This is a genomic window from Arthrobacter sp. THG-b23 (assembly GCF_059091265.1).
Window position 1 is genome coordinate 22936 of record NZ_JBNHGM010000011.1, and the last position, 23756, is coordinate 46691.

20 protein-coding genes are annotated in these 23756 nt (G+C 68.2%); 5 read left to right on the forward strand and 15 right to left on the reverse strand.

Annotated elements, in window-relative coordinates:
* Window position 1 precedes the first annotated feature (1 nt).
* From alaS to AC5RVD_RS15785, 5 genes are all read right to left on the reverse strand, one after another.
* Entirely contained in the window at window positions 2-2680 is a 2679-nt protein-coding gene (alaS, locus tag AC5RVD_RS15765; protein ID WP_494127450.1) for an alanine--tRNA ligase, read from the reverse strand.
* Window positions 2681-2756: 76 nt separating this feature from the next.
* Window positions 2757-2990, reverse strand: a complete 234-nt coding sequence (locus AC5RVD_RS15770) for a DUF6167 family protein (protein ID WP_493987122.1) — start codon at window positions 2988-2990, stop codon at window positions 2757-2759.
* Window positions 2991-3009: 19 nt separating this feature from the next.
* Window positions 3010-3393: a DUF948 domain-containing protein gene (locus AC5RVD_RS15775; protein ID WP_494113494.1), complete on the reverse strand. Its 384-nt coding sequence runs from the start codon at window positions 3391-3393 to the stop codon at window positions 3010-3012.
* Window positions 3394-3646: 253 nt separating this feature from the next.
* Window positions 3647-4273 carry a 30S ribosomal protein S4 gene (rpsD, locus tag AC5RVD_RS15780; protein ID WP_493967703.1) on the reverse strand — a complete coding sequence of 209 codons (627 nt, stop codon included), beginning with the start codon at window positions 4271-4273 and terminating at the stop codon, window positions 3647-3649.
* Between the two features lie 337 nt (window positions 4274-4610).
* Window positions 4611-5024: a hypothetical protein gene (locus AC5RVD_RS15785; protein ID WP_494127451.1), complete on the reverse strand. Its 414-nt coding sequence runs from the start codon at window positions 5022-5024 to the stop codon at window positions 4611-4613.
* Between the two features lie 239 nt (window positions 5025-5263).
* Here AC5RVD_RS15785 and dtd point away from each other — a divergent pair, with 239 nt between their 5' ends.
* Window positions 5264-5716, forward strand: a complete 453-nt coding sequence (dtd, locus tag AC5RVD_RS15790; protein ID WP_494113492.1) for a D-aminoacyl-tRNA deacylase — start codon at window positions 5264-5266, stop codon at window positions 5714-5716.
* A 49-nt stretch (window positions 5717-5765) separates the two neighbouring features.
* Here dtd and AC5RVD_RS15795 read toward each other — a convergent pair whose 3' ends face one another.
* The 3 genes from AC5RVD_RS15795 to aspS form a co-directional block, all read right to left on the reverse strand.
* Window positions 5766-7184: a replication-associated recombination protein A gene (locus AC5RVD_RS15795; RefSeq protein ID WP_494127452.1), complete on the reverse strand. Its 1419-nt coding sequence runs from the start codon at window positions 7182-7184 to the stop codon at window positions 5766-5768.
* A 48-nt stretch (window positions 7185-7232) separates the two neighbouring features.
* Window positions 7233-7850: a GNAT family N-acetyltransferase gene (locus AC5RVD_RS15800; protein WP_494127453.1), complete on the reverse strand. Its 618-nt coding sequence runs from the start codon at window positions 7848-7850 to the stop codon at window positions 7233-7235.
* 84 nt (window positions 7851-7934) lie between these two features.
* Entirely contained in the window at window positions 7935-9731 is a 1797-nt protein-coding gene (aspS, locus tag AC5RVD_RS15805) for an aspartate--tRNA ligase (protein WP_494127454.1), read from the reverse strand.
* A 212-nt stretch (window positions 9732-9943) separates the two neighbouring features.
* On the opposite strand from aspS, the gene AC5RVD_RS15810 reads away from it, so the two are divergent.
* On the forward strand, window positions 9944-11194 hold the full coding sequence (locus AC5RVD_RS15810) for an APC family permease (protein WP_494127455.1): 1251 nt from the start codon (window positions 9944-9946) through the stop codon (window positions 11192-11194).
* A gap of 24 nt (window positions 11195-11218) precedes the next feature.
* On the opposite strand, the gene hisS is transcribed toward AC5RVD_RS15810, so the two are convergent.
* Window positions 11219-12568, reverse strand: a complete 1350-nt coding sequence (gene hisS / locus AC5RVD_RS15815; RefSeq protein WP_494127456.1) for a histidine--tRNA ligase — start codon at window positions 12566-12568, stop codon at window positions 11219-11221.
* A gap of 194 nt (window positions 12569-12762) precedes the next feature.
* On the opposite strand from hisS, the gene AC5RVD_RS15820 reads away from it, so the two are divergent.
* The 3 genes from AC5RVD_RS15820 (at window position 12763) to AC5RVD_RS15830 (ending at window position 16067) form a co-directional block, all read left to right on the forward strand.
* A complete protein-coding gene (locus AC5RVD_RS15820; protein WP_494113866.1) occupies window positions 12763-13554 on the forward strand; it encodes a peptidylprolyl isomerase in 792 nt (263 codons plus the stop codon).
* A gap of 63 nt (window positions 13555-13617) precedes the next feature.
* Window positions 13618-15357, forward strand: coding sequence for a DUF349 domain-containing protein (locus tag AC5RVD_RS15825; RefSeq protein ID WP_494127457.1), 1740 nt, complete (start codon window positions 13618-13620; stop codon window positions 15355-15357).
* A 98-nt stretch (window positions 15358-15455) separates the two neighbouring features.
* Window positions 15456-16067 carry a type IV toxin-antitoxin system AbiEi family antitoxin gene (locus tag AC5RVD_RS15830; protein ID WP_494127458.1) on the forward strand — a complete coding sequence of 204 codons (612 nt, stop codon included), beginning with the start codon at window positions 15456-15458 and terminating at the stop codon, window positions 16065-16067.
* A gap of 55 nt (window positions 16068-16122) precedes the next feature.
* On the opposite strand, the gene AC5RVD_RS15835 is transcribed toward AC5RVD_RS15830, so the two are convergent.
* From AC5RVD_RS15835 to ruvA, 6 genes are all read right to left on the reverse strand, one after another.
* Window positions 16123-18333 carry a RelA/SpoT family protein gene (locus tag AC5RVD_RS15835; protein WP_494113783.1) on the reverse strand — a complete coding sequence of 737 codons (2211 nt, stop codon included), beginning with the start codon at window positions 18331-18333 and terminating at the stop codon, window positions 16123-16125.
* Window positions 18334-18611: 278 nt separating this feature from the next.
* The gene (gene secF, locus AC5RVD_RS15840; protein WP_494113782.1) at window positions 18612-19607 is read right to left on the reverse strand and encodes a protein translocase subunit SecF; all 996 of its coding nucleotides are present in this window, start codon (window positions 19605-19607) and stop codon (window positions 18612-18614) included.
* Entirely contained in the window at window positions 19608-21335 is a 1728-nt protein-coding gene (secD, locus tag AC5RVD_RS15845; protein WP_494113781.1) for a protein translocase subunit SecD, read from the reverse strand.
* Between the two features lie 111 nt (window positions 21336-21446).
* Window positions 21447-21890, reverse strand: a complete 444-nt coding sequence (yajC, locus tag AC5RVD_RS15850; RefSeq protein ID WP_494127459.1) for a preprotein translocase subunit YajC — start codon at window positions 21888-21890, stop codon at window positions 21447-21449.
* Window positions 21891-22032: 142 nt separating this feature from the next.
* Window positions 22033-23118 carry a Holliday junction branch migration DNA helicase RuvB gene (gene ruvB, locus AC5RVD_RS15855; protein ID WP_494113779.1) on the reverse strand — a complete coding sequence of 362 codons (1086 nt, stop codon included), beginning with the start codon at window positions 23116-23118 and terminating at the stop codon, window positions 22033-22035.
* Window position 23119: 1 nt separating this feature from the next.
* A complete protein-coding gene (ruvA, locus tag AC5RVD_RS15860; protein WP_494113778.1) occupies window positions 23120-23755 on the reverse strand; it encodes a Holliday junction branch migration protein RuvA in 636 nt (211 codons plus the stop codon).
* Window position 23756 lies beyond the last annotated feature (1 nt).

Here is a 23756-nt window from a genome sequence, read left to right on the forward strand (position 1 = left end):
CCTAGCGGTTGGCGACCGCGGCCGTCACGGCGGCCAGTGCCTCGTCGATCTTGGTGGCATCGGACCCGCCGCCCTGGGCAACGTCGTCCTTGCCGCCGCCTCCGCCGCCCAGTACTCCGGCAGCGGTCTTGACCAGGGCGCCGGCCTTGACGCCCGCGGCACGGGCGGCCTCATTGGTGGCCACCAGGATCAGGGGCCGGCCGTTGGCCACTCCCGTCATGGCCACGGTCACCGGGTCGGAGCCCAGCCGCGTCCGCAGGTCCAGGGCCAGGCTGCGCAGGTCGTCGGCGCCGCTGAGTTCGCCGGCATTGTGCGCCAGCAGCCGCACTCCTGCCACGTCCTGGGCCTGGGCCACCAGCGAGGCGGCCGAGGCGGCAAGCTGTTCCTTGCGGAGCTTGTCCAGCTCCTTCTCCACGGACTTGAGCTTGGCCAGGGTGGCGGCGATCCGCTCGGGCAGCTGGGCTCCCGGCACTTTGAGCATTTCGGAGAGTTCGTTCACCAGCGCGCGCTCGGCGGCCATGTGGCGGAAGGCCTCCATGCCCACGAAGGCCTCCACGCGCCGGTTGCCCGAACCGACCGATGCCTCGCCCAGCAGAGTCAACGAACCGATCTGCGAGGTGGCCTCGACGTGGGTTCCGCCACAGAGCTCACGGGACCACGCGCCGTCGATCTCTACCACGCGCACGGTGTCCCCGTAGGCCTCGCCGAACAGGGCCATGGCGCCCAGCTCGCGGGCCTGGGCCAGCGGCATGATGCGGGTCTGGACCTCGAAGTTGTTGCGGATGGCCAGGTTCGAGACCTCTTCGACCTCCGACTTGGCGGCGTCGGAGAGTCCCTCGCCCCAGGAGAAGTCGAAGCGCAGGTAGCCGGCTTTGTTGAAGGAACCACGCTGCAGCGCCTCCGGGCCCAGGATTTGGTGCAGGGCCGCATGGATGATGTGCGTGCCGGTGTGCGCCTGCTCGCCGGCCTGGCGGCGCTGGGCGTCGACGGCGGCCTGCACCGTGGCACCGGAGGGCAGTTCGCCCTCGCGCACCACGGCCTTGTGCACGCTCAGGCCCTTGACGGGCTTCTGCACGTCGAGCACCTCGACCACGAACCCATCACCGGTGATCAGTCCGACGTCTGCGGCCTGTCCACCGGCCTCCGCGTAGAACGGGGTGGCTTCCAGCACCAGTTCGATTTCCTCGCCCTGGCCGGCGAAACCGCGCACTTCGCCGCCGCGGACGATGCCGCGGACCGTGGATTCGGTGTTGAGTTCGTCGTAGCCGGTGAAGACGGTCTCGCCTTCGGCGAGCATCTCGCGGAAGACGGTCACGTCGGCGTGGCCCAGCTTCTTGCCGCGGGCATCGGCCTGGGCGCGCTGGCGCTGTTCGGCCATCAGCGACCGGAATCCGGCCTCGTCCACCTGCAGACCGGCTTCCTCGGCCATCTCGAGGGTCAGGTCGATCGGGAAGCCGTAGGTGTCGTGCAGGGTGAAGGCGTCCTCGCCGGAGATCGGCTTCGCGGCAGCCTTGGATTCCTTCACGGCCTCTTCAAGCCGTGCGGTGCCGGAGGCAATGGTGCGCAGGAACGCCTTCTCCTCGGCGTAGGCGATCCGGCTGATCCGCTCGAAGTCGTCGGCCACTTCCGGGTAGGTGCCCTTCATCGCGTCCCGGGAGACCGGCAGCAGGTCCGGCAGGCAGGCGCGTTCCACGCCGAGCAGGCGCATGGCGCGCACGGCCCGGCGGATCAGCCGGCGCAGCACATAGCCGCGGCCCTCGTTGGAGGGGGTCACGCCGTCGGAAATCAGCATCAGCGCGGAGCGGATGTGGTCGGCCACCACGCGCAGCCGCACATCGTCGCCGTGGTGCGGGTCGTCGTCGGACTCGGCGCTCGTGTACTCCTTGCCGGAGATCTCCGCGGCCTTGTCCAGCACGGGGCGGACCTGGTCCGTCTCGTACATGTTCTCCACGCCCTGCAGGATCATCGCGAGGCGTTCCATGCCCAGGCCGGTGTCGATGTTCTTCTGCGGCAATTCGCCCAGGATCTCGAAGTCTTCCTTGCCGATGCCCGCACCGCGCTGGTACTGCATGAAGACCAGGTTCCAGATTTCGATATAGCGGGTCTCGTCGGCGATCGGGCCGCCCTCGATCCCGTACTCCGGGCCGCGGTCGTAGAAGATTTCCGAGCAGGGCCCGGCCGGGCCGGGCTGGCCGGTGGACCAGTAGTTGTCCTTCTTGCCGGACTTCTGGATCCGCTCGGCCGGGACGCCCACCTGGTCGCGCCAGATGGCCAGTGCTTCCTCGTCCTCTTCGTACACGGTGATCCAGAGCTTCTCCGGGGGCAGGCCGTAGCCGCCCTGCTCCACCGGGCTGGTCAGCAGTTCCCAGGCCATCGCGATGGCCCGTTCCTTGAAGTAGTCGCCGAACGAGAAGTTGCCGCACATCTGGAAGAACGTGCCGTGCCGGACGGTCTTGCCGACTTCTTCGATGTCCGCGGTGCGGATGCACTTCTGCACGCTGGTGGCGCGCGGGTACGGCGGCGTCTCGCGGGCGGTCAGGTACGGGATGAACGGCACCATGCCGGCCACGGTGAAGAGCAGCGAGGGATCCGGCGACACGAGGGACGCCGAGGGGACCACGGAATGGCCCTTCTTCTCGAAGAAGTCGAGCCAGCGGCGGACAATCTCATGGGATTTCATGGTGCCTGTGTCTTACCTTCCGGGGTGCAAAACGGTTGTGGGGGCCGGGCAGCGGCTTCGGTGACCGTAGAAAAACTTATCGCTTGCGGACGTCGTCGGCGGAATCGATGCCGAGGGCCAGGCGCAGGTCGGTTTCACGTTCCTGCATGCCGTCGCGGACCGCGTCGGCGAAGTTGGCCACGGAGTCGGCCACCTGCGCCAGGGCACGGTTCAGTCCCGCCGGGCCCAACGCGTCACGCGTTTGGGACACCTTGCGCACCGCGAGCACGCCGATCGCCGCACCGGCGGCCATCCAGATCATTCGCTTCATATCGGTTCCTCTTTCCCGTTTAGCGGCCGCGGCGGCGCTTGCCCTCGGGCGCGCCCTTGCCGGCGGCATTGAAGGCGCTGCGCACGCCGTAGGAGAAAGCGGCCACCTTGATCAGGGGCGAGCCCAGGGTCGCGGAGACCAGCGAGGTCAGCGCCGACACGTTGGCGGAGGCGTCCGAGACGTGGTTGGAGATCCCGTCGACCTTCCTGAGCTGTTCGTTGGTGGTGCTCACCGTAGTGGTGACTTCGCCGATCAGCGGCGTGGTGCCGTCGCTGATTTCCCGGATTGCCTGGCGCAGTTCGTCAAACACCTTGCCGAGCTTCCAGACCGGTATGGCCAGAATGGCCACCAGCACCGCGAACACGCCCGCGGCGATCAGACCGGCGATATCTCCACCTGACATGGGCTCAAACGCTCCTATTTGCTGGTTAATGGCGTACTCCGGTTCCGCGCGCAGCGTGGGCGGGCCATCCGCTGCTTAGGTCCGGCTAACGACGGCGGGGCGCACCTTGACGAAGGCACCATCCCGCCACTGACAACACCTTACCTACTGAACAGCCCGCGGCCGATGCCGCGGGCTGTTCAGCGCCGCCCCCGCGCACGGGGGCGGCATCTCGCAGGTGCGGTCCCGGGGTTTCACGCCCGGGACAACGGGCCTAGCGAGCGTAGTATTCGACCACCAGCTGCTCTTCGCAGGTCACGGGGACCTCGGAGCGCTTGGGGCGGCGGACCAGGCGGGCCTGCAGCTTCTCCAGAGCGACATCCAGGTACGCCGGAACGTTGGGGAGCACGTCGCGGTGAGCGCCGGCAGCTGCCACCTGGAACGGGGGCATCTTCTCGGAGCGCTCGTGCACGTGGATCAGCTGGCCTTCGGAAACGCGGAAGGACGGGCGGTCCACGCGCTTGCCGTCAACCATGATGTGGCGGTGCACCACCAGCTGGCGGGCCTGGGCAATCGTGCGGGCAAAGCCGGCACGCAGCACCAGGGCGTCAAGACGCATTTCCAGCAGCTCGATCAGGTTTTCACCGGTCAGGCCGGCGGTGTTGCGGGCTTCCTCGAAGACACGGGTCATCTGTGCTTCGCGGATGCCGTACTGGGCACGCAGACGCTGCTTCTCGCGCAGACGTACGGCGTAGTCACTGTCCTGCTTGCGGCGGGCGCGTCCGTGCTGGCCGGGGCCGTACGGACGACGCTCCATGTACTTCTCAGCCTTGGGCGTCAGGGCAATGCCAAGGGCACGCGAAATGCGGACCTTGCGGCGGGCTCGTGTGTTGTTAGCCACGATGTCCTTCCAGTTATGTGCGGTGCAATGGTTTGCTGGCCTCCATGTATCGGAGAGCGTTGGTCAACCGCTACCTTCAGCTACAGTCCGTTCGCGGCACGCGTCTGGCCCCACCTCTGATTTGATCCGGGGTTTGACGGCGCGTGAAGAACGGCTTGCCAGTCAGCCAACCATTCTAGCAGCAGCTCGGGTTGCTGCCGCACGCTTCGGGTGGGCACGGTCCGCGGGCTGCCGCCACCCGGTCGACCCCGTCCGCGGGCGGTGCCGCCTTCACCGGCGTGCCGGGCGCGTGTGGCTATCTGAAAGTCTCAAGTGCTATGCCTACAAAGAACAGGACCTAGAAGAAGCCCATGAACCTTACCGTCGGAACATCGACGAAGGTGAAGCCTTCCTGCGAAATTCCTTTGCTCTCCTTGTACATACGGGACCAAGCATTGGCTGCACCATTGAGGTCCCTGAAGATGCAGAGACCAAAGAGAAAGAATGAGAGTCCGGCGGCCCCGAAAACCAGCAGCACCAACCATTCCGGACCCTTGAGTAATGCAACGACGAAGGCGAGGAGGAAGAACCCTAGGAAACACAGGAAGAGGGCCTTTGCAGGCTGGGGCGTCTCGACGACCTGGCGCTTGATGAGACGGATGGTTCTGATGGCTCCTCCTTCAGTCGAGGAAACCGCACGGAGCGCTCTGCCCCTTCCGAGTCCCCACGTGCCTCGAGAGTACGCCTGGCGCGGCTTCACCACGCGCATCATCCTGTGTGTGTTCACCCTTCTATGTCCAAGGGATTGACCGTCAGGCCAACGCCTTCGCGCCGTCGTAGGCGGCGCGTTTGTTGAGTTTTTGGGCCCGTTCATACCGGCGCGTGGTGCGCGGGTCCGCATGGCCCATGGAGTCTTGGAGGTCGTGCAGTGCGGCGTCCGCGGTTGCACCCGTCGCCGGCTTCCGGCCCCGCCGTTCGTGCGGACCGGCAGCTTTTGCCTAGGCTGGGTCCATGCGAGCCATTTTGCAGCGCGCCAGCCGCGCCAGCGTCAGTGTCGACGGCGCCGTGGTGGGCGCCCTGCCCGGTCCCGGACTGGTGGTGTTGGTCGGCGCCACCCACACCGACACCACGGACGACGCCGTGGCCCTGGCACAGAAGACCTGGCAGCTGCGGATCCTCGACGGCGAGCAGTCCTGCGCCACGGCAGGCGCCCCGCTGCTGGTCGTCAGCCAGTTCACGCTGTACGCCGATACCCGCCGCGGCCGGCGGCCGTCCTGGTCGGCGGCCGCCCCGGCGGCGGTCGGCGAACCCTTGGTGGAGGACTTCGTGGCGGCGCTGCGGGTGCTCGGCGCGCGGGTGGAAACCGGCGTCTTCGGCGCCATGATGGAGCTGGAGCTGGTGAATTCCGGCCCGTTCACCATCAGCCTGGACACCGAGGACTTCGGCAAGCCGCGCCGAGACTAAGCTGCGCACGGCCGGCACCGCCGTCGTTAGTCGCTGCGCACCGCCGTCGTCAGTCGCCGCGGATGATCTTCCGCAGCCGGTCCACCCGGGGGGAAATTTCCCGTTCCGCGCCGTTGGTGGTCGGTTCGTAGTAGTTCCGGCCCACCAGGTCGTCGGGTGCGTACTGCTGGGTGGCAATCCCGTGCGGGGCATCGTGCGAGTAGATGTAGCCCTTCCCATGGCCCATGCCCTTGGCACCGGCGTAGTGGGAGTCGCGCAGGTGCACGGGAACTCCCTGGCCGCGGCCGGCGCGCACGTCCGCCACGGCCGCGTTGATCGCCGCATAGCAGGCCGGCGACTTCGGTGCAGTGGCGATGTGGACCACGGCCTGGGCCAGCACCAGCCGGGCCTCGGGCATGCCGATCAGCTGCACGGCCTGCGCGGCGGCGACGGCCGTCTGCAGCGCCGTGGGGTCGGCCATGCCGACGTCCTCGGACGCATGGATGATGATCCGGCGGGCCACGAACCGCGGGTCCTCCCCCGCCTCCAGCATCCGGGCCATGTAGTGCAGCGCCGCGTCCACGTCGGAACCGCGCATCGACTTGATGAAGGCGCTGGTGATGTCGTAGTGCTGGTCGCCGGCGCGGTCGTAGCGCAGCGCGGCGCGGTCCATCGCACGCTCGGCGTGGCCGAGTTCGACGAGGACCGGGGCGCCGTCCTCGCCCGTCCCGCCGGATTCGCCCCAGGCCACTCCTGCGGCGGCCTCCAGCGCGGTCAGGCCGCGGCGCGCATCGCCCGCGGCGAGCCGGACCAGGTGTTCCAGCGCCTCATCGCTCAGGGCCACGCGCCCGGCCAGCCCGCGCTCGTCCGTCACGGCGCGCACCAGCAGGGCTTCGATGTCGTCGGCGGTCAACGGCTTCAGCGTCAGCAGCAGCGAGCGGGACAGCAGCGGCGAGACCACGGAGAACGACGGGTTCTCGGTGGTCGCGGCGACCAGCACCACCCAGCGGTTCTCGACCCCGGGCAGCAGCGCGTCCTGCTGCGCCTTGTTGAAGCGGTGGATCTCGTCCAGGAACAGCACGGTGGTCATCCGGTGCAGGTCGCGGGCGGTCAGCGCCTCGTCCATCACCCGACGCACGTCCTTGACGCCGGCGGTGATCGCCGAGAGCTCCACGAACTTGCGGCCGGGGCCGCGGGCGATCACGTGGGCCAGCGTGGTCTTGCCGGTGCCGGGCGGACCCCACAGGATCACCGACGACGGCCCCGCCGGACCGGTGGCCGCACCGCCGGCTGCCAGCAGCCGCAGCGGCGATCCCGACTGGAGCAGGTGCTGCTGGCCGACTACGTCGTCCAGCGTGCGCGGCCGCATCCGGACCGCCAGCGGGCTGCGCGGACGCCCCGATCCGGCGTCGCCGTCGGACACCGGTTCCCGGCCGTCGCCGTCGTAGTCTTCGTCGTCGCCTGCGGCCGCACTGAACAAGTCACTCACACGGTCAAGGCTATCGTTCCCCCCTGACGCCCCGGGCACCGCCCGGCCCTACTCCCGGAAGTCGATGCGCATCACGGCGCGGCGGGGCGTCGGGCGGGTGACCTCGCGGAAACCCGCCGCGCTAAAAATGCTGTGGCTGCCCACGTACAGTTCGCCCCACGTCACCTGCTGCCCGGGCTTGGGGATGAGCGGGTAGCCCTCGATCGCGCGGGCGCCGTTCCCCTTCGCCCAGTTCACGGCGGCGGAAGCCAAGGCCCGGCTGATGCCGCGGCGCCGGAAGCCGGCCCGGGTGGTGAAGCACACAGCAGCCCACACCGTCCCATCGTCGGGGTCTTCATCGCGGCCGGCCCACACCACCCTGCTGGTGCGCAGACGCCGGTACGCCGTCCGGGGTTCCACCGCGCACCAGCCTGCCGGTTCGCCGTCCAGGTACGCCACCAGGCCGCTGGTGGAACCGGCCGCGGGATCACCGCACCGGGTCTCGGCCCGGAGCCGGAGAGCCCGGTCCTCGACCAGCTCCTCCCGCCACTGAGCCGCGGGCGTCTGGAACCACTGACATTGGCACCGCGCCGCTTCACCGCGGGCACCGAAAACCGCCTGCAGGTCGTCCCAAGAGGCCCGGTTTGCCGGGACGACGGCGACGCCGCCACCGGTAGCTGTCTGCATGCTCCCAGCAGACAGCACGGCGGGCACGCACCGCAAGAGGTGTGCGCGCCCGCCGTCGTGCGTCAGGGAGGTTAGAGTGCCCGGCTACTCCGCCTTGGTTCCGGCCTCCTTGGCCGCGTCCTTGGGCTGCGGCTTGGCGTCGACGCCGGCTTCCTTGCGCTGCTGCGGCGTGATCGGTGCCGGCGCTGCGGTCAGCGGGTCGTAGCCGCCGCCGGTCTTCGGGAAGGCGATGACCTCGCGGATGGACTCCTCGCCGGCCAGCAGGGCAACCACGCGGTCCCAGCCGAAGGCGATGCCGCCGTGCGGCGGGGCGCCGTACTTGAAGCCCTCCAGCAGGAAGCCGAACTTGGTCTGCGCGGACTCCTTGTCCAGGCCCATCACCTTGAACACGCGTTCCTGCAGGTCCCGCTGGTGGATACGGATGGATCCGCCGCCGATTTCGTTGCCGTTGCAGACGATGTCGTAGGCGTAGGACAGCGCCGACTCCGGGTCGGTGTCGAAGGTGTCCATGAATTCCGGCTTGGGCGAGGTGAAGGCGTGGTGCACGGCCGTCCACTTGCCGCCGCCCACGGCCACGTCGCCCGAGGCGACGGCCGCTTCGGCAGGCTCGAACATGGGCGCGTCGACCACCCAGACGAACGCCCAGTCGCCCTCGTTGATCAGGCCGGTGCGGTGGCCGATCTCCACGCGCGCCGCGCCCAGCAGCGCGCGGGAGGCGGCACGGTCGCCGGCGGCGAAGAATATGCAGTCGCCGGGGTTGGCGCCCACGGTGCCCGCGAGGTTCTCGCGCTCAAAGTCGGTGAGGTTCTTGGCCACCGGGCCGGTCAGCTCGCCGTCCTCCTGGACCAGCACGTAGGCAAGGCCCTTGGCGCCGCGCTGCTTGGCCCATTCCTGCCAGGCATCCAGCGTGCGGCGGGCCTGCGAGGCTCCGCCGGGCATCACCACGGCACCCACATAGGGCGCCTGGAAGACGCGGAACGTGGTGTCCTTGAAGAACTCGGTCAGCTCGGTCAGCTCCAGCCCGAACCGCAGGTCCGGCTTGTCCGAACCGTACTTGTCCATCGCCTCGGCGTAGGTCATCCGCGGGATCGGCGCGGTGATCTCGACGCCGATCAGCCGCCACAGGGCCTGCACGATCCGCTCGCCGAGGGCGATGATGTCGTCCTGGTCCACGAAGCTGGCCTCGATGTCCAGCTGGGTGAACTCCGGCTGGCGGTCGGCCCGGAAGTCCTCGTCGCGGTAGCAGCGGGCAATCTGGTAGTACTTCTCGAAGCCGCCCACCTGCAGCAGCTGCTTGAACAGCTGCGGGGACTGCGGCAGCGCATACCAGGCCCCCGGGGCCAGGCGCGCCGGGACCAGGAAGTCGCGGGCGCCTTCCGGCGTCGAGCGGGTCAGGGTCGGGGTCTCGATCTCCACGAATCCGTCGCCGTGCAGGAGCTCGCGTGCCACCCGGTTGGCTTCCGAGCGCAGCCGCAGCGCCTTCGAGGGGCCCGGCCGGCGCAGGTCCAGGTAGCGGTGCTTGAGGCGGGCTTCCTCGCCCACCTCCACGTGCTCGTCCACCTGGAACGGCAGCGGATCGGCGGTGTTGAGGACGACGACGTCCTCCGCCATCACCTCCACCTCACCGGTGGCGAGGGCCGGGTTTTCATTGCCCTCCGGGCGCTTCTCCACGGTGCCCTTGATCTGCAGCACGTATTCATTGCGCAGCGAATGGAACACGTCCTCCTCGCGGACCACTACCTGCGCCACACCGGAGGCGTCGCGCAGGTCCAGGAACGCCACACCACCGTGGTCGCGGCGGCGGGCCACCCAGCCGGCGAGGGTAACGGTTTGTCCGATGTGCTCGGCCCTGAGGGTGCCGAGGTCGTGTGTGCGCAGCACAACAGTCCTTCCGGTAGAACGATTCGCTCATCTGTTCGCCGCCCGCTGTTTACCTCGTGCGGTGGCGGGGTACGGCTATGGTGAGTGGAGATGTAGACGAGTTTACCGTTGATCAAGCCGCGCCCCGGACCTCGACTACCGCCGTGCGGCAGGAAATGGCCCGGACCGGCCGGTCGGCGCCGGGGCGCAGCGGGCAAGGAGCTGGAGCAACCGTGAGTAGTGAATCGTCGCTGGAACGCCGCCTGGGCGGAGTCGATGCGACCACCGTGGGCGTCGGATCCATGATCGGAGCCGGCGTCTTCGTCGTGTTCGGTCCCGCGGCTGCCGCCGCCGGTCCCTGGCTGCCGCTGGCACTGGCCATCGCAGCGTTTGTGGCCTATTGCAACGCGGCGGCCAGCGCGCAACTGGCCGCCCTCTACCCCACCAGCGGCGGCACGTATATCTACGGACGGAAGCGGTTGGGCGAATGGCCCGGCTTCCTGGCCGGCTGGAGCTTCGTGACCGGCAAGATTGCCTCCTGCGCGGCCATGGCCCTAACCTTCGGCCTCTACGTTTTCCCGGAGTATGCCACCGCCGCCGCCGTGGCCGCCGTCGTCGTGCTGACCTCGATCAACCTGCTGGGCATCACCCGGACCGCCTGGGTAACCCGGTGGATCGTGGCGTTCGTGGCCGCCGTGCTGGTTTTCGCAATCGTTGTGGCCTTCGACGCCGATCCGGTCGGGGCTCCGGCCGGGCAGATCGCCGCGTCGCCGTACGGCGTGCTGCAGGCCGCGGGGCTGTTCTTCTTCGCGTTCGCCGGCTACGCCAGGATCGCCACGATGGGCGAAGAGATCCGCGAACCGAAGAAGCTGATTCCCGTGGCCATCTTCTCCGCGCTGCTGATTACGTTCGTGCTCTACATGCTGATCGGCCTGGGACTGCTGCGCTACCTGGGACCCGAGCTGCTGGCGGAGAGCGATGCCCCGCTGCGCGCCGTCATGGAGGAGGTCGGAGGCGGCGTGGGCACCACGGCCATGGCCATCGCCGCCGCCCTCGCCAGCCTGGGCGCCCTGCTGGCGCTGATCGCCGGCGTCGGCCGGACCACCTTCGCCATGGCCCGGGAAGGCGACCTGCCGCGCGTCTTCGCCACGGTGGGTACCCGTTTCAAGGTTCCGTGGGCGGCGGACCTGGTCGTGGCCGCCGTCGTCATTTTCCTGCTGCTCACCCAGGATGTGCTCGCGGTGGTGGGGCTCTCCAGCTTCGGCGTGCTGATTTACTACAGCGTCACCAACGCGGCCGCCCTGACCCTCGACGAGCGGCCCTGGCACGCGCCAAAGCTGTTGAATGTTGCAGGGCTCGTCGGCTGCCTGCTGCTGGCCTTCACCCTGCCGGTCACGTCCGTGCTGATGATGGTGGCCGTGCTCGGCGCGGGCGTGGTCGGCCGCGCGGCGCTGGCGCCGGTCCGCCGCCGCCCCGGCGCCTGAGCCGGGCCGGCAACGCGGCCGCCGTCAGTGGGCGGCCGCGGTGATCTGCGGGGCCAGGTCCTCCGCCGGAGGGGTCCAGACCGCCGGATCGGCCGCGGCCTGGTCGCCGGAGCGGATGTCCTTGACCTCGTGGCTGAGGCTCCCGTCGTCGGCCAGCGAGGTGAACCAGACGAAGGGGATGCCGCGGCGGTCCGCGTACTTGATCTGCTTGCCGAACTTGTCCGCCTTCGCGGCCACCTCCACGCTGATGCCGCGCGAACGCAGCTCCCCCGCCACGTCCTGGGCCTGCGACCAGCTGTCCTCGTTCGCCAGGGCGATGAGCACCGTCGTCGGCACCTGGCGGGACGCCGCCGCGAGCTCCTGTCCCAGGATCCGCATGACGAGCCGGGTCACGCCGATGGAGAGGCCAACGCCGGGAAAGGTCCGGTTGCCCTTGGCCGCCAGCGCGTCGTAACGGCCTCCGGAGCAGATGGAGCCCAGCTGCTCGTGGCCCACGAGGACGGTTTCGTAGACGGTTCCGGTGTAGTAATCCAGGCCGCGGGCGATGCTCAGGTCGGCCAGCACCTTGCCCGGGGCGCGCCGGTGCGCCTCGCCGATGACTTCCTCCAGCTCGGCCAGACCGGTGTCCAGCAGCTCGTGCCGGACACCGAGCGCCCGCACCTGGTCCACGAAGGAGGTGTCCTCGGTGCGGATGGACGCCAGCTTCAGCGCCGCCTGCGCCTGTTCGTCGGTGGCGCCGAGTTCTTCCTGGAGCAGTGCGGCGACCTTCTCGGGACCGATCTTCTCCAGCTTGTCGATGCTGCGCAGCACGCCGACGGTATCGGTCAGGCCGATGCCGCGGTAGAAGCCTTCCGCCAGTTTCCGGTTGTTCACGCGAAGCTTGAACTCCGGGATGGGCAGCGCGCTGAGGGCCTCGACGATGACCAACGCCAGTTCGACGTCGTAGCGGAACGGCAGCTCGCCGTCGCCCACCACGTCGATGTCCGCCTGGGTGAACTCACGGGCCCGGCCCTCCTGCGGGCGCTCGCCCCGCCAGACCTTTTGGATCTGGTAGCGACGGAACGGGAAGGCCAGGTGGCCGGCGTTCTCCACGACATAGCGGGCGAACGGCACCGTGAGGTCGAAGTGCAGGGCCAGCTTGTCCTCGGCCTTGCCCTCGGATTCGTCGGCCTGCAGGCGGTGCAGGCCGTAAACCTCCTTGTCGATCTCGCCCTTGCGCAGCAGCTGGGCCACGGTTTCGACGGCGCGGGTCTCGATGGAGGAGAAGCCGTGCAGCTCAAACGTCCGGCGCAGCGAATCCAGAACATGCAGCTCCACAAGCCTCTCCTGCGGAAGCCATTCCGGGAAGCCTGACAGGGAGGCCTTGCGTGCCATATGGACGTATCTCCTAGACATGAGGGGTAAGGATGAGGCGGGTGCATCGAAGCCGGCGGCAGTGCGGAGGCACCGGATCGCTAGACTGGCTGCTGGACCAGTTTAAGGCCTGCCACGGCAGCGGAACCAAACGCGCTGCCGGGTGACGCCCCGACGTCGGGCGGAGCCGTTCACCGCAACGACCAGGAGGAGCTTTGGCCCGGAGCCGTCATGACCGCGAAACCCGGCGCCGCATTGCCCGGATGGAGGCCAAGCGCGACCTGCGCCGGCAGCAGGCGGCCCGGCGCAAGCGCGACAACATTATCGGCGGCGCAGCAGTGGCGGCCCTGGTAGCCGGTGGCGTGATCGTCCAGTTGACCGTGTTCGCCTCGAACCCCACTCCGTCGGAGGTGGAACAGGTCCGCCAAGGCCTCGAAGACCCGCAAGGCGTTGCCTCGCCGCAGCCCTCCGCCAACGCGGCAAACATTCCGTCGCCGGAGATCGCCGAGGGAAAGGTTTTCAACGGCACCATCGCCACGAACGAGGGCGACATCGGCGTAGAACTGGACGGCAACGTGGCGCCCCAGGCGGCAGCGGTCTTCAGCACCCTGGCCCGGGACGGTTTCTTCGAGGGCAAGACCTGCCACCGGCTCACCACCGCCGCCAGCATGGGCGTTTTGCAGTGCGGTTCCGTGGACGGGGCGGGCGGCGGCGATCCCGAATACCAGTGGGGCCCGGTGGAGAACACCCCCGAAGACGGCGTGTATCCGGCCGGCACTATTGCCGTCGCCCGCGGTGCGGATACCTACAGCAACGGGACACAGTTCTTCATTGCGTGGAAAGATTCGACGATCCCGCAGGATACCGGCGGCTACACGATTATGGGTAAGGTAACGGAAGGGCTGGACGTCATCGAGCAGATCGCGGCCGGAGGCGTCGAGGATGCCGACAGCCAGGACGGCCCGCCTAAGATACCGGTAACAATAGAGTCGTTCACCCTCCAGTGAGCACCCCACCACGTTGGTGCCGCTGAACAGGCGGCGCCAGGCACAAGCGAAAGAGTTCTAGCGGTGACACCCAGTCAGCAATCCGACGAAGCAGCCCAGACCGCCGTAACCGAACAGACCGCAACCGGTCCGGCAGCGGAACAGGCCCCGATCGAACAAGCCGCAAGCGTTCCGGCAGCCGGACAGGCACCCGCCGAAGAGGCTGCGTACGCGCCGGAGGCGGCACCCGCCGAAGAGGCTGTGCAGGCGCCGGAGGCGGCACCGGCACAACAGGCTGTGCAGGCGCCGGAGGCTGCTGCACCGGCAGAACGGGCGCCGGAGGCCGGCGAGCCCGCCGCCACCGAGCCCCCGGCCGCCGCGCAGCAGCCGGCCACCGAGGAAAGGGCGCCGGCAGCGCCGGGGCCTTCCCCCAGCGCCACGCAACCGGCGGGCAAACCGGTCCCGAAGCCCGCCCCGGGCCCCAAGCCCACGCCGGCGGCCATGCCGGGAAAGATTGCTGCCGCTGCTCCCGCCCAACAGGTCATCCCCGTTCCGGCGGTCGCCTCCACGCCGCTGTCCGAAGCTTCCAAGTGGGCGCGGGTCACCGACGACGGCCACGTGTTCCTGCTGCTCGACGGACAGGAGCACCCTGTCGGGCAGTACCCGGACGCCAGCAAGGACGAGGCGCTGGCCTACTTCGTGCGCAAGTATGACGACGTCGCGGCCCAGGCGGCGCTGCTGGAACAGCGGGTGGAAGCCAAGGCTCCCTCCAACGACATGCACAAGACCCTGGAGCATCTGAAGGCCCAGGTGGCCGAACGCCACATGGTGGGCGACGTGCCCGCGCTCGAGTCCCGGCTGGCCGAACTTGGCACTGCCATCGGCGAGCTGCAGAAGGCCGAGAAGGCAAGCCAGGAAGCCCTGCGTGCCGCCGAACTGGCGGCCCGCGAAGCCATCGTCGCCGAAGCGGAGGAAATCGCCGGCAAGGACCCGTCGTCGGTGCAGTGGAAGACCAGCAGCGCCCGGATGAACGAACTCTTCGACGCGTGGAAGTCCGCCCAGAAGAACGGCATCCGGCTGGGGCGCAGCACCGAGGACGCACTGTGGAAACGCTTCCGCTCCGCACGGACGGTCTTCGACCGGCACCGCCGCGCGTTCTTCAGCCAGCTGGACAGCGACAACGCGGCGGCAAAGGCCGCCAAGGAAGCCCTGATCGCCCGGGCCGAAGAGCTTTCGACGTCCACCGACTGGGGGCACACCGCAGCCGAGTACCGGAAGCTGATGGACGACTGGAAGGCTTCCAAGCGCGCCAGCCGCAAGGATGACGACGCGCTGTGGGCGAGGTTCCGGGCGGCGCAGGACAAGTTCTTCGCCGCGCGCCAGGCCGCCAACGAGGCGATCGACCAGGAGTTCGCCGCCAACCTGGTGGTCAAGGAGGCGCTGGTCGCCGAGGCCCAGGCGCTGCTGCCGGTGACCGACCTGTCCGCAGCCAAGAAGGCCCTGCAGTCCATCCGCGACCGTTGGGAAGAAGCCGGCAAGGTCCCGCGCGGTGACATGCAGCGGATCGAGGCGGGCCTGCGCAAGGTTGAGGACGCGGTGAAGGCCGCCGACGACGACCACTGGCGCCGGACGAACCCGGAGACCAAGGCCCGTACCAACAGCGCGCTGTCCCAGCTTGAGTCGGCAATCGTCGGGCTCGAGGATGACCTGGCCCAGGCCGAAAAGGCCGGCGACCAGCGGCGGATCGCCAAGGCCCGCGAGGCCTTGGATGCCCGCCGCCAGTGGCTCGATACGCTGCAGCGCTCTGCGGAGGACTTCTCCTAGCGGGTAAGCCCTACACAGCCGAAGGGCCCCCGAACGCTTTCCACAAAGCGTTCCGGGGCCCTTCGGCTGTCCCGGACCATTTTGGCATGCTGTCTGGCATGACCCGTCAACCTCCCGCCGCTCCGGCGGCTGCACGTAACGCCCAGGCCCCGCCGGCGGTACTCCGACCGGGGCATCCCTTCAGCCGCAGCGAACTTGAGTGCATGCGCCTGGACGGCCTCCTGGTCAACGTCTATGGTTCGGGGTTCGCCTTGCCGTGGGACCAGATCACACCCCGGCACCGCGCGGCCGCCGCGTACTACAGCCTGCCCGAGCATGTCCGCCGGAAAGTGGTGCTGGGGAGGCTGACGGCGGCATGGGTTTACGGCTGCGCGCCGGCCCCGCAGAAACTTTCGGTGCTGCTGGACCACCGGCACCGGACCACGTCGCAGGGCCGGTACCGCCTTGCCCTGATCCACGAAGTGACGCTGGGCCCCCTGGATACCGTGACAATCGGCGGGGTCCCGGTCAGCACACCGCTGCGGACCGCGCTGGACGTTGCCCTGCACGCACCGGACCCGGACGCTGTCCCCGTGTTGAGGGCGCTGGCCGGAACCAGCGGGCTCGGCTGTCCGCTGGACGCCATCCGCCAGGCAATCGAGGCCCGGCCGAGACTGCCGGGCAAGTCCCGGGCGCTGCAGCGCCTGGACTCGGCGATGGGCGCAGCCTGACAGCGGGAACGTTCTGCCCGGGGGACGCGGCGGGGCGTCCCCGCCGTCGGGTGGATCAGCGGCGCTGGGATCCCGAGCTGCGGTACACGTCGTACACGCCGTCGATGCGCCGCACCGCGCTGAGCACATGGCTGAGGTACTTCGGGTCGCCCATCTCGAAGGAGAACCGCGAGATCGCCAGCCGGTCGCTCGAGGTGTGCACCGTGGCGGAGAGGATGTTGACATGGTTCTCGGCGAGCACGCGCGTGACATCGGAGAGGAGGCTCTTGCGGTCCAGCGCCTCGACCTGGATCTCCACCAGGAACACGCTGGACTGGGTGGGCGCCCACGCGACGTCGACGATCCGGTCGGGGCTTTCGCGCAGCTCGGCCACGTTGCGGCAGTCGGAGCGGTGCACCGACACGCCCGAGCCCCGGGTGACGAACCCGACGATGGGATCCGGCGGGACCGGGGTGCAGCACCGGGCCAGCTTGACCCACACGTCGCCGACGCCGACGACGGTGACGCCGGAGTCCGGATGCTTCGGCCGCTTGACCGTCGTCGGGAGGGACGGCTCGGCCTCCTCGACCGCTTCCCGTCCGCCGAGCAGGCCGACCAAGTGCTCGATCACATTCTGGGCGGACGTGTGGCCGTCGCCCACGGCGGCGTACAGCGCTGACACGTCGGCGTGGTGAAGTTCCTGCGCCACCGACATCAACGCGTCGTGCGTCATCATCTTCTGCAGCGGCAGGTTCTGCTTCCGCATGGCTCGGGTGAGCTGGTCCTTGCCCTTTTCGATCGCCTCTTCGCGGCGCTCCTTGGTGAACCACTGGCGGATCTTGTTCCGTGCCCGCGGGCTCTTGACGAAGCCCTGCCAATCCTGGCTGGGGCCGGCTCCCTCGGCCTTGGAGGTGAAGATCTCCACCCAGTCGCCGTGGCTGAGTTCGCTGTTCAGCGGGACCAGCTTGCCGTTGACCCGGGCACCGATGGTGCGGTGGCCAACTTCGGTGTGCACGGCATAGGCGAAGTCCACCGGGGTTGATCCGGCCGGCAGCGCCATGACTTCGCCCTTGGGGGTAAAGACGAAGACTTCCTTGGCGTTGATTTCGAACCGGAGGGAGTCCAGGAACTCGGCGGGGTCGCTGGTCTCCTGCTGCCAGTCAACCAAACTGCGGAGCCAGCCCATGTCGCCGCCGTCGGCCGGCCCGCCGCGGGCGATGTCCTTGTACTTCCAGTGGGCCGCGACGCCGTATTCGGCGCGGCGGTGCATTTCATGGGTGCGGATCTGGATTTCCACCGGCTTGCCGCCCGGACCGATCACCGTGGTGTGCAGCGACTGGTACATGTTGAACTTGGGCATGGCGATGTAGTCTTTGAACCGGCCGGGCAGCGGGTTCCAGCGCGCATGCAGGGCCCCGAGCGCCGCGTAGCAGTCGCGGACCGTGTCCACCAGGACCCGGATGCCCATCAGGTCGTGGATGTCGTCGAAGTCCTTACCCCGCACGATCATCTTCTGGTAGATCGAGTAGTAGTGCTTCGGCCGGCCGGTGATCGTGGCCTTGATCTTCACAGCGCGCAGATCGTCGCCGATCTTGGTGCGCAGCGTTGTCAGGTACTTCTCGCGTTCGGGGGTGCGCTCCCCCACCATCCGCACGATCTCTTCATAGACCTTCGGATGCAGGGCCGCGAAGGAGAGATCTTCCAGCTCCCACTTGATGGTGTTCATGCCCAGACGGTGGGCCAGCGGGGCGAAGATCTCCAGGGTCTCGCGGGCCTTCTTCGCCGACGACTCCGGGGAGACAAAGCGCCAGGTCCGGGCGTTGTGCAACCGGTCGGCCAGCTTGATCACCAGGACGCGGATGTCCTTGGCCATCGCCACGACCATCTTGCGCACGGTCTCCGACTGGGCCGCGTCGCCGAACTGCACCTTGTCCAGCTTGGTGACGCCGTCGACCAGCATCGCGATCTCGGGACCGAACTCCGCCTTCAGGTCGGCGAGAGTGTACTCGGTGTCTTCGACGGTGTCGTGCAGCAGGGCGGCGGCCAGCGTGGTTCCGGTCATGCCCAGTTCCGCGAGGATCGTGGCTACGGCCACCGGATGCGTGATGTACGGGTCGCCGCTCTTGCGTTTCTGCCCGCGGTGGCTGCGCTCGGCCACCACGAACGCGCGGTGGATCAGGTCGAAGTCCTCGCGCGGGTTGTTGGCCCGGACGGTGCGCAGCAGCGGCTCCAGGATGGGCGAATAACTGGTGCCGCCCCGTCCGGCCAGCCGGGCAAGCCGGGACATCGTCCGTTCCCGGCGGCCCGGGAAGGCATGGCGGACGGGTGCGGTGCCGGGGATTTCGGAGGCCGCGGGCACGACAGAAGGACCAGGATCCGGCTTCACGCCGGCATCACTGGCCTGGTCCGTCGACCTAAGGTGTTCGGCCAACTTTCCCGCCCTTCCCGATTGATCCTGGAACGACGCTACAGCCTTTGGTCCGCCGGCGGGCGGCGCACGGCCCAGCACTGTTCCGGAAAAACCATTCTATGCCCGTCCGGCGGCCCCGGCGTCCCGCTGCAGCGTCATACCGCGGGGGCAGCCTCGGTGCGGCGCCGTTCTTCCACCTTCTTGGCCTGCTTGAGCAGCGCCGGTTCCTTTGCCCGGAGCCGCGCGTACATTGGCGCCGCAATGAAGATTGTGGTGGCGGTGCCGATGATGATGCCGATGAACAGCGCCAGCGACACGTCCTTCAACGTGCCGGCGCCGAGCAGGAACGCGCCGATGAACAAGATGGCGGCGACCGGCAGGACGGCGACCACGGAGGTGTTGATGGACCGGACCAGGGTCTGGTTCACGGCGAGATTGACCTCTTCCGCGAAGGTCCTCCGGGTGGACTTGTCCAGGTCCTCCGTGTTCTCGCGGATCTTGTCGAAGACCACCACCGTGTCGTAGAGCGAGTACCCCAAAATGGTCAGGAAGCCGATGATCGCCGAGGGCGTCACCTCGAAGTCGCTCAGCGAGTAGATGCCGGCGGTCACGATGAGCACGACCACCAGGCCGCTGAGCGCGGCGACGGACATCTTCCAGGTCCGGAAGTACAGCGCCATCATGATCGCCGCCAGCACAACGAACACCACGAGGCCCCAGATAGCCTGCCGGGTCACGTCGGCACCCCAGGTAGGACCGACGAAGGAGGACGTCACCTGGTCGGCGTTGACGTCGTAGGCTTCGACCAGGGCGTCACGCAGTTCCAGGGTCTGGTCGTCGTCCAGCCGCTCGGTCTGGATCCGCATGGTCCCCGGGGCGATGTTGGTCACGCGGGGATCTGCATCCGCGGCGACTTGGGCCACGGCAGCCTCGCCGGGACCGACGTCCGTGTTTTCCACGTTGGAAACGGTGAACTCGGAACCGCCGCGGAAATCGATGCCCAGGTTGAACCCGCCCTTGACGAACGGCACCACGATGGACAGGAGGATCGCGGCGGCGGCAATGCCGAACCAGAGCCTGTACTTGGAGACAAAGTCGTAGGAGCGCTTGCCGGTGTAGAGATCGTTGCCCCACTTAGCAAAGTTGGCCATTTAGTTGCTCTCCTTGTCGGACCCGCGGCCCGCGCCGCTGGTGGCGCGCTGCTTCTCGGCCGCCCGGCGTTCGGCGATGGTCTGGCGGCGGTCGGCTTCGGCGGCCGCCGCGGCGTTCTTGGCCCGCACAGGCGCCTTGCGTTCGCCGGGCTGGCGGATCCGCCCTGCCCCGCGGTACAGCGGCACTGCATCCAGCAAGCGCGGATCCAGGCCGGAGAACCGGTGGCCCTCGCCGAAGAACTTGGTGCGTGCCAGCAGCTGCATGGTCGGGTGCGTGAACATGAAGACCACCAGGAGGTCGGCCACCGCGGTTAGGCCCAGCGTGAAGGCGAAACCGCGCACGTTGCCCACCGCCACGAAGTAGAGCACGACGGCGGCCAGCAAGTTGACTGCCTTGGAGGCCAGCACGGTTTGCCGTGCACGCTTCCAGCCGTTATCCACGGCCGAGACCAGGCCCCGGCCCTCGCGCAGTTCGTCGCGGATACGTTCGAAGTAGACGATGAACGAGTCGGCGGTCTGGCCGATCGCCACAATCAGGCCCGCGACGCCGGCCAAGGACAGCCGGTAGTTTTCGGTCCAACCCAGGATGGCAATCGCCAGATAGGTCATAATTCCGGCCACCACCAGCGACGCGATGGTCACGAGGCCGAGCATGCGGTACTGGAAGATCGAGTAGGCGGCGACCAGCGCCAGCCCGATGAGCCCGGCGAACAGGCCCATCCGCAACTGGTCGGCGCCCAAGGTGGCGGAAATCTGCTGTTCGCTCTGGATCTCGAAGCTGATCGGCAGCGCGCCGTACTTCAGCTGTTCGGAGAGGACACGGGCAGATTCTTCCGTGAAGTTGCCGGTGATCTGCGGCTTGCCGTCCGGGATGACGGCGTTGGTTGTCGGGGCGGAAATCACCTCGCCGTCCAACACGATGGCGAACTGGTTCTGGGCGCCGGAGAGCCCGAACAGCCGTTCGGTCACGGCCTTGAAAGTTTCGGTCCCCTCGCCGTTGAACTCGATGTTCACTGCCCACTGGTTCAGCGTCTGTCCCTGAGTGCCGCGCACCTGGCCAAAGCTGGAGTCGGCGATGTCCGTGCCGGGCACCTCCACCGGGCCCAGGATGTACTTCATGCCGGTGTCCGGTTCGCAGGCGACCATCGGCTTGGCCGGGTCGGCAGGCTCGGTCTCCTCGTCCGCTGCAGCCGGATCCAGGCATTCGAGCGCCTCGAACTCCTGGTAGAGCTCCGGGGTGATCCAGTTCATGTCGCTGGCGTTCTCCGGGGCGGCAGCCGGTTCCGGAAGGTCCGCTTCGGGCGTCCGCTCTTCTTCCGGGACGGCGGAACCGGGCGCAACGGTGAGTACCGGGCGGAATTCCATGGCGGCCGAAGCCTGGATCAGTTCGCGGGTTCGCTGGTCCGGAACACCGGGCAGGCTGACCACCACGTTGCGGCCCGACTGCGTGGTGATCTCAGCTTCCGCCACGCCGGAACCATCGACGCGCTGGCGGATGATCTCCACGGCCTGGTTGAGTTGCTCGGCGGTGATCTCGCCCCCGCCGCCCTGGACCTGCGGGGCCAGGATCATCTGGGTGCCGCCCTCGAGGTCGAGCGCCAGCTTGGGCGCCCAGCTCGCCTGGCCGGTGAACACACCGCTGCCCAGGATGACGGTGCCGGCGGCAAGGAGCACACCGAGCCAGATAAGTGTCCGCCGCGCAATGCTGGTGGAACCGGATCGTGCCATGGAAGATCTTTCTCTCATCGGCTCAGTCGGCCGGCGGAACCGGCCGGTACATGGCGAAGTGGCGGGGCATGCCCCGCCACTGCACGCCTATACGGCTAAGCCGTTGCTGGCCTACTTGGTGTCTTTGTTCTGTTCTTCGTTCAGTCGCTTGAGGGTGTCCTCGGCGGATTCCTCCGGGCGGGTGGCGGTTTCCGCGGTGAGGGACGAGGCGTCGTCGGGGACCTCGGGGGTCTCCGGCGTCACCACTTCGTTCACCGCCTGGGTGTGCACGGTGGCGGTGTTGCCCGGCGACAGTTCAAGGACCACCTTGTTGTTGTCGGGGTCGAGGGAAACGACGGTGCCGAAGAGGCCGAACTGCGTCATCACCTCGGTGCCCGGCACCATCTGCTCCTTGAGGCGCTCCGCCTTTTCGCGCATCTGGGCCTGGACCTTCTTCTGCTTGCGGAACATGAAGAAGATCAGCAGCGCGAAAACGGCGAACAGGGCGATCGTCATCACGTCGATGCCGCCCGACTGCTGCTGAGGAGTGGTGCCGGTGAAGAGGTTTACGAACACAGGAAAGTTCCGTCCTAAAAGTCTGGAGCGGACCGGTAGGAAAATCCGGGCCGTGTACGCAGCCTGCCGCGTCCCGCGAGGAACGGCGCACTCCGCACGTTCCTACCATTCTACGCGGTGACGGCCCTTACACGGTCAAGCTTCAGTTTTCGGCGAAATCCGTGTCCGGCTCCAGCAGTTCCGAGAGCAGGTCTTCGGTCTGTCCCGCGGCCAGATGATCCGGCACCGCCAGCCCCAGGTGTTGCCAGGCGGCGGCGGTGGCGACCCGTCCGCGCGGCGTCCGGCCCAGCAGCCCTTCGCGGACCAGGTAGGGCTCGGCCACCGTCTCCACCGTCTCGGTTTCCTCGCCGACGGCTATGGCCAGGGTGGACAAACCCACGGGTCCTCCGCCGAACTTGGTAATCAGCGCGGTCAGCACCGCCCGGTCCAGCCGGTCCAGTCCCCGTTCGTCGACTTCGTACATATCCAGCGCAGCCGCTGCCGCACGCGCATCGATCTCCTCGATCTTGTGCACGAGGGCCCAGTCCCGCACGCGGCGCAGCAACCGGTTGGCGATGCGCGGAGTGCCGCGGGAGCGTCCGGCGATCTCGGCGAAGCCCGCCGAACTCACCTTGAGATCCAGCAGCATGGCCGAGCGGCGAAGCACCAGTTCAAGCTCCGCGACGGCGTAGAACTCCAAGTGCCCGGTGAAGCCGAAACGGTCGCGCAGCGGACCCGGCAGCAGCCCGGCCCGGGTCGTGGCCCCGACGAGGGTGAACGGCGGCAGGTCGAGCGGGATGGCGGTGGCGCCGGCGCCCTTGCCCACCACGATGTCCACCCGGAAGTCCTCCATCGCCATGTAGAGCATTTCCTCCGCCGGCCGCGACATCCGGTGGATCTCATCCAGGAAGAAGATCTCCCCTTCGGTCAGCGACGACAGGATCGCCGCCAAGTCGCCCGCGTGCTGAATCGCCGGTCCCGAGCTGATTCGCAGCGGCGCGTTCATTTCCGCGGCAATGATCATGGCCAGCGTGGTCTTGCCCAGCCCGGGCGGGCCGGACAGCAGGACGTGGTCGGCCGTGCGTTCGCGGATCCGGGAAGCTTCCAGCACCAGCGACAGCTGCTGGCGGACCCTGGCCTGGCCCACGAAATCGTCCAAATTCTTGGGCCGCAGCGCCGACTCGATCGCGCGTTCTTCGGTTTCCGACGTGTTGGAGACCAGCCGGTTGTTCTCGGAATCCTCTGCCACGCTAGTTCACTCCCGCGGTCCGCCGCGCCGAGCCCGTCCGGGCACCGTCCTGGCCCAGCCTGCGCAGGGTCAGGCGCAGCAAATCGCCCACATTGCCCGCTGCCGCCGCCTCCGGATTTTCCTCCGCGGTGATGTCCACCGCCGCGGCGGCGTCCTTCTCCGACCAGCCCAGGCCCGCCAGTGCCTCCTGCACCTGTCCCTTCCAGCCGCCCGTCTGTCGGGGGGCCTGCTCGCCGGTGGGGATCAGCTTCCCGGCCAGCTCCAGCACGATCCGGCCGGCGAGCTTTGGCCCGATGCCCGGAACCTTGGTGAACGCCTTGCTGTCCCCCTCCGCGGCGGCAACCCTCAGGGCTTCGGGCGAGTGCACCGACAGCGCCGCCAGGCCCAGCCTCGGACCGACCCCGCTGACCGAGATGAGGGTTTCGAAAACTTCCCGTTGCGCCGCGTCCTCGAAGCCGAACAGCGTCATGGCGTCTTCGCGGACAATCATGGTGGTGGCCAGTTCGGCCTCCCGCCCCACGAACAGCGTGCCCAGGGTCTGCGGCGTCGCCTGGACGAGCATGCCGAATCCGTTGACGTCGATCACGGCCGATTGCAATCCCACGTGGGCGACAACGCCGCGCAACGAGCTAATCATG

Bases quoted from the DNA above. Each gene is read 5' to 3' on its own strand.
- alaS (WP_494127450.1), bottom strand. From the start codon at position 2,680: ATGAAATCCCATGAGATTGTCCGCCGCTGGCTCGACTTCTTCGAGAAG.
- AC5RVD_RS15770 (WP_493987122.1), bottom strand. From the start codon at position 2,990: ATGAAGCGAATGATCTGGATGGCCGCCGGTGCGGCGATCGGCGTGCTC.
- AC5RVD_RS15775 (WP_494113494.1), bottom strand. From the start codon at position 3,393: ATGTCAGGTGGAGATATCGCCGGTCTGATCGCCGCGGGCGTGTTCGCG.
- AC5RVD_RS15785 (WP_494127451.1), bottom strand. From the start codon at position 5,024: ATGATGCGCGTGGTGAAGCCGCGCCAGGCGTACTCTCGAGGCACGTGG.
- dtd (WP_494113492.1), top strand. From the start codon at position 5,264: ATGCGAGCCATTTTGCAGCGCGCCAGCCGCGCCAGCGTCAGTGTCGAC.
- AC5RVD_RS15800 (WP_494127453.1), bottom strand. From the start codon at position 7,850: ATGCAGACAGCTACCGGTGGCGGCGTCGCCGTCGTCCCGGCAAACCGG.
- hisS (WP_494127456.1), bottom strand. From the start codon at position 12,568: ATGGCACGCAAGGCCTCCCTGTCAGGCTTCCCGGAATGGCTTCCGCAG.
- AC5RVD_RS15830 (WP_494127458.1), top strand. From the start codon at position 15,456: ATGACCCGTCAACCTCCCGCCGCTCCGGCGGCTGCACGTAACGCCCAG.
- AC5RVD_RS15835 (WP_494113783.1), bottom strand. From the start codon at position 18,333: ATGTCCCGGCTTGCCCGGCTGGCCGGACGGGGCGGCACCAGTTATTCG.
- secF (WP_494113782.1), bottom strand. From the start codon at position 19,607: ATGGCCAACTTTGCTAAGTGGGGCAACGATCTCTACACCGGCAAGCGC.
- secD (WP_494113781.1), bottom strand. From the start codon at position 21,335: ATGGCACGATCCGGTTCCACCAGCATTGCGCGGCGGACACTTATCTGG.
- ruvA (WP_494113778.1), bottom strand. From the start codon at position 23,755: ATGATTAGCTCGTTGCGCGGCGTTGTCGCCCACGTGGGATTGCAATCG.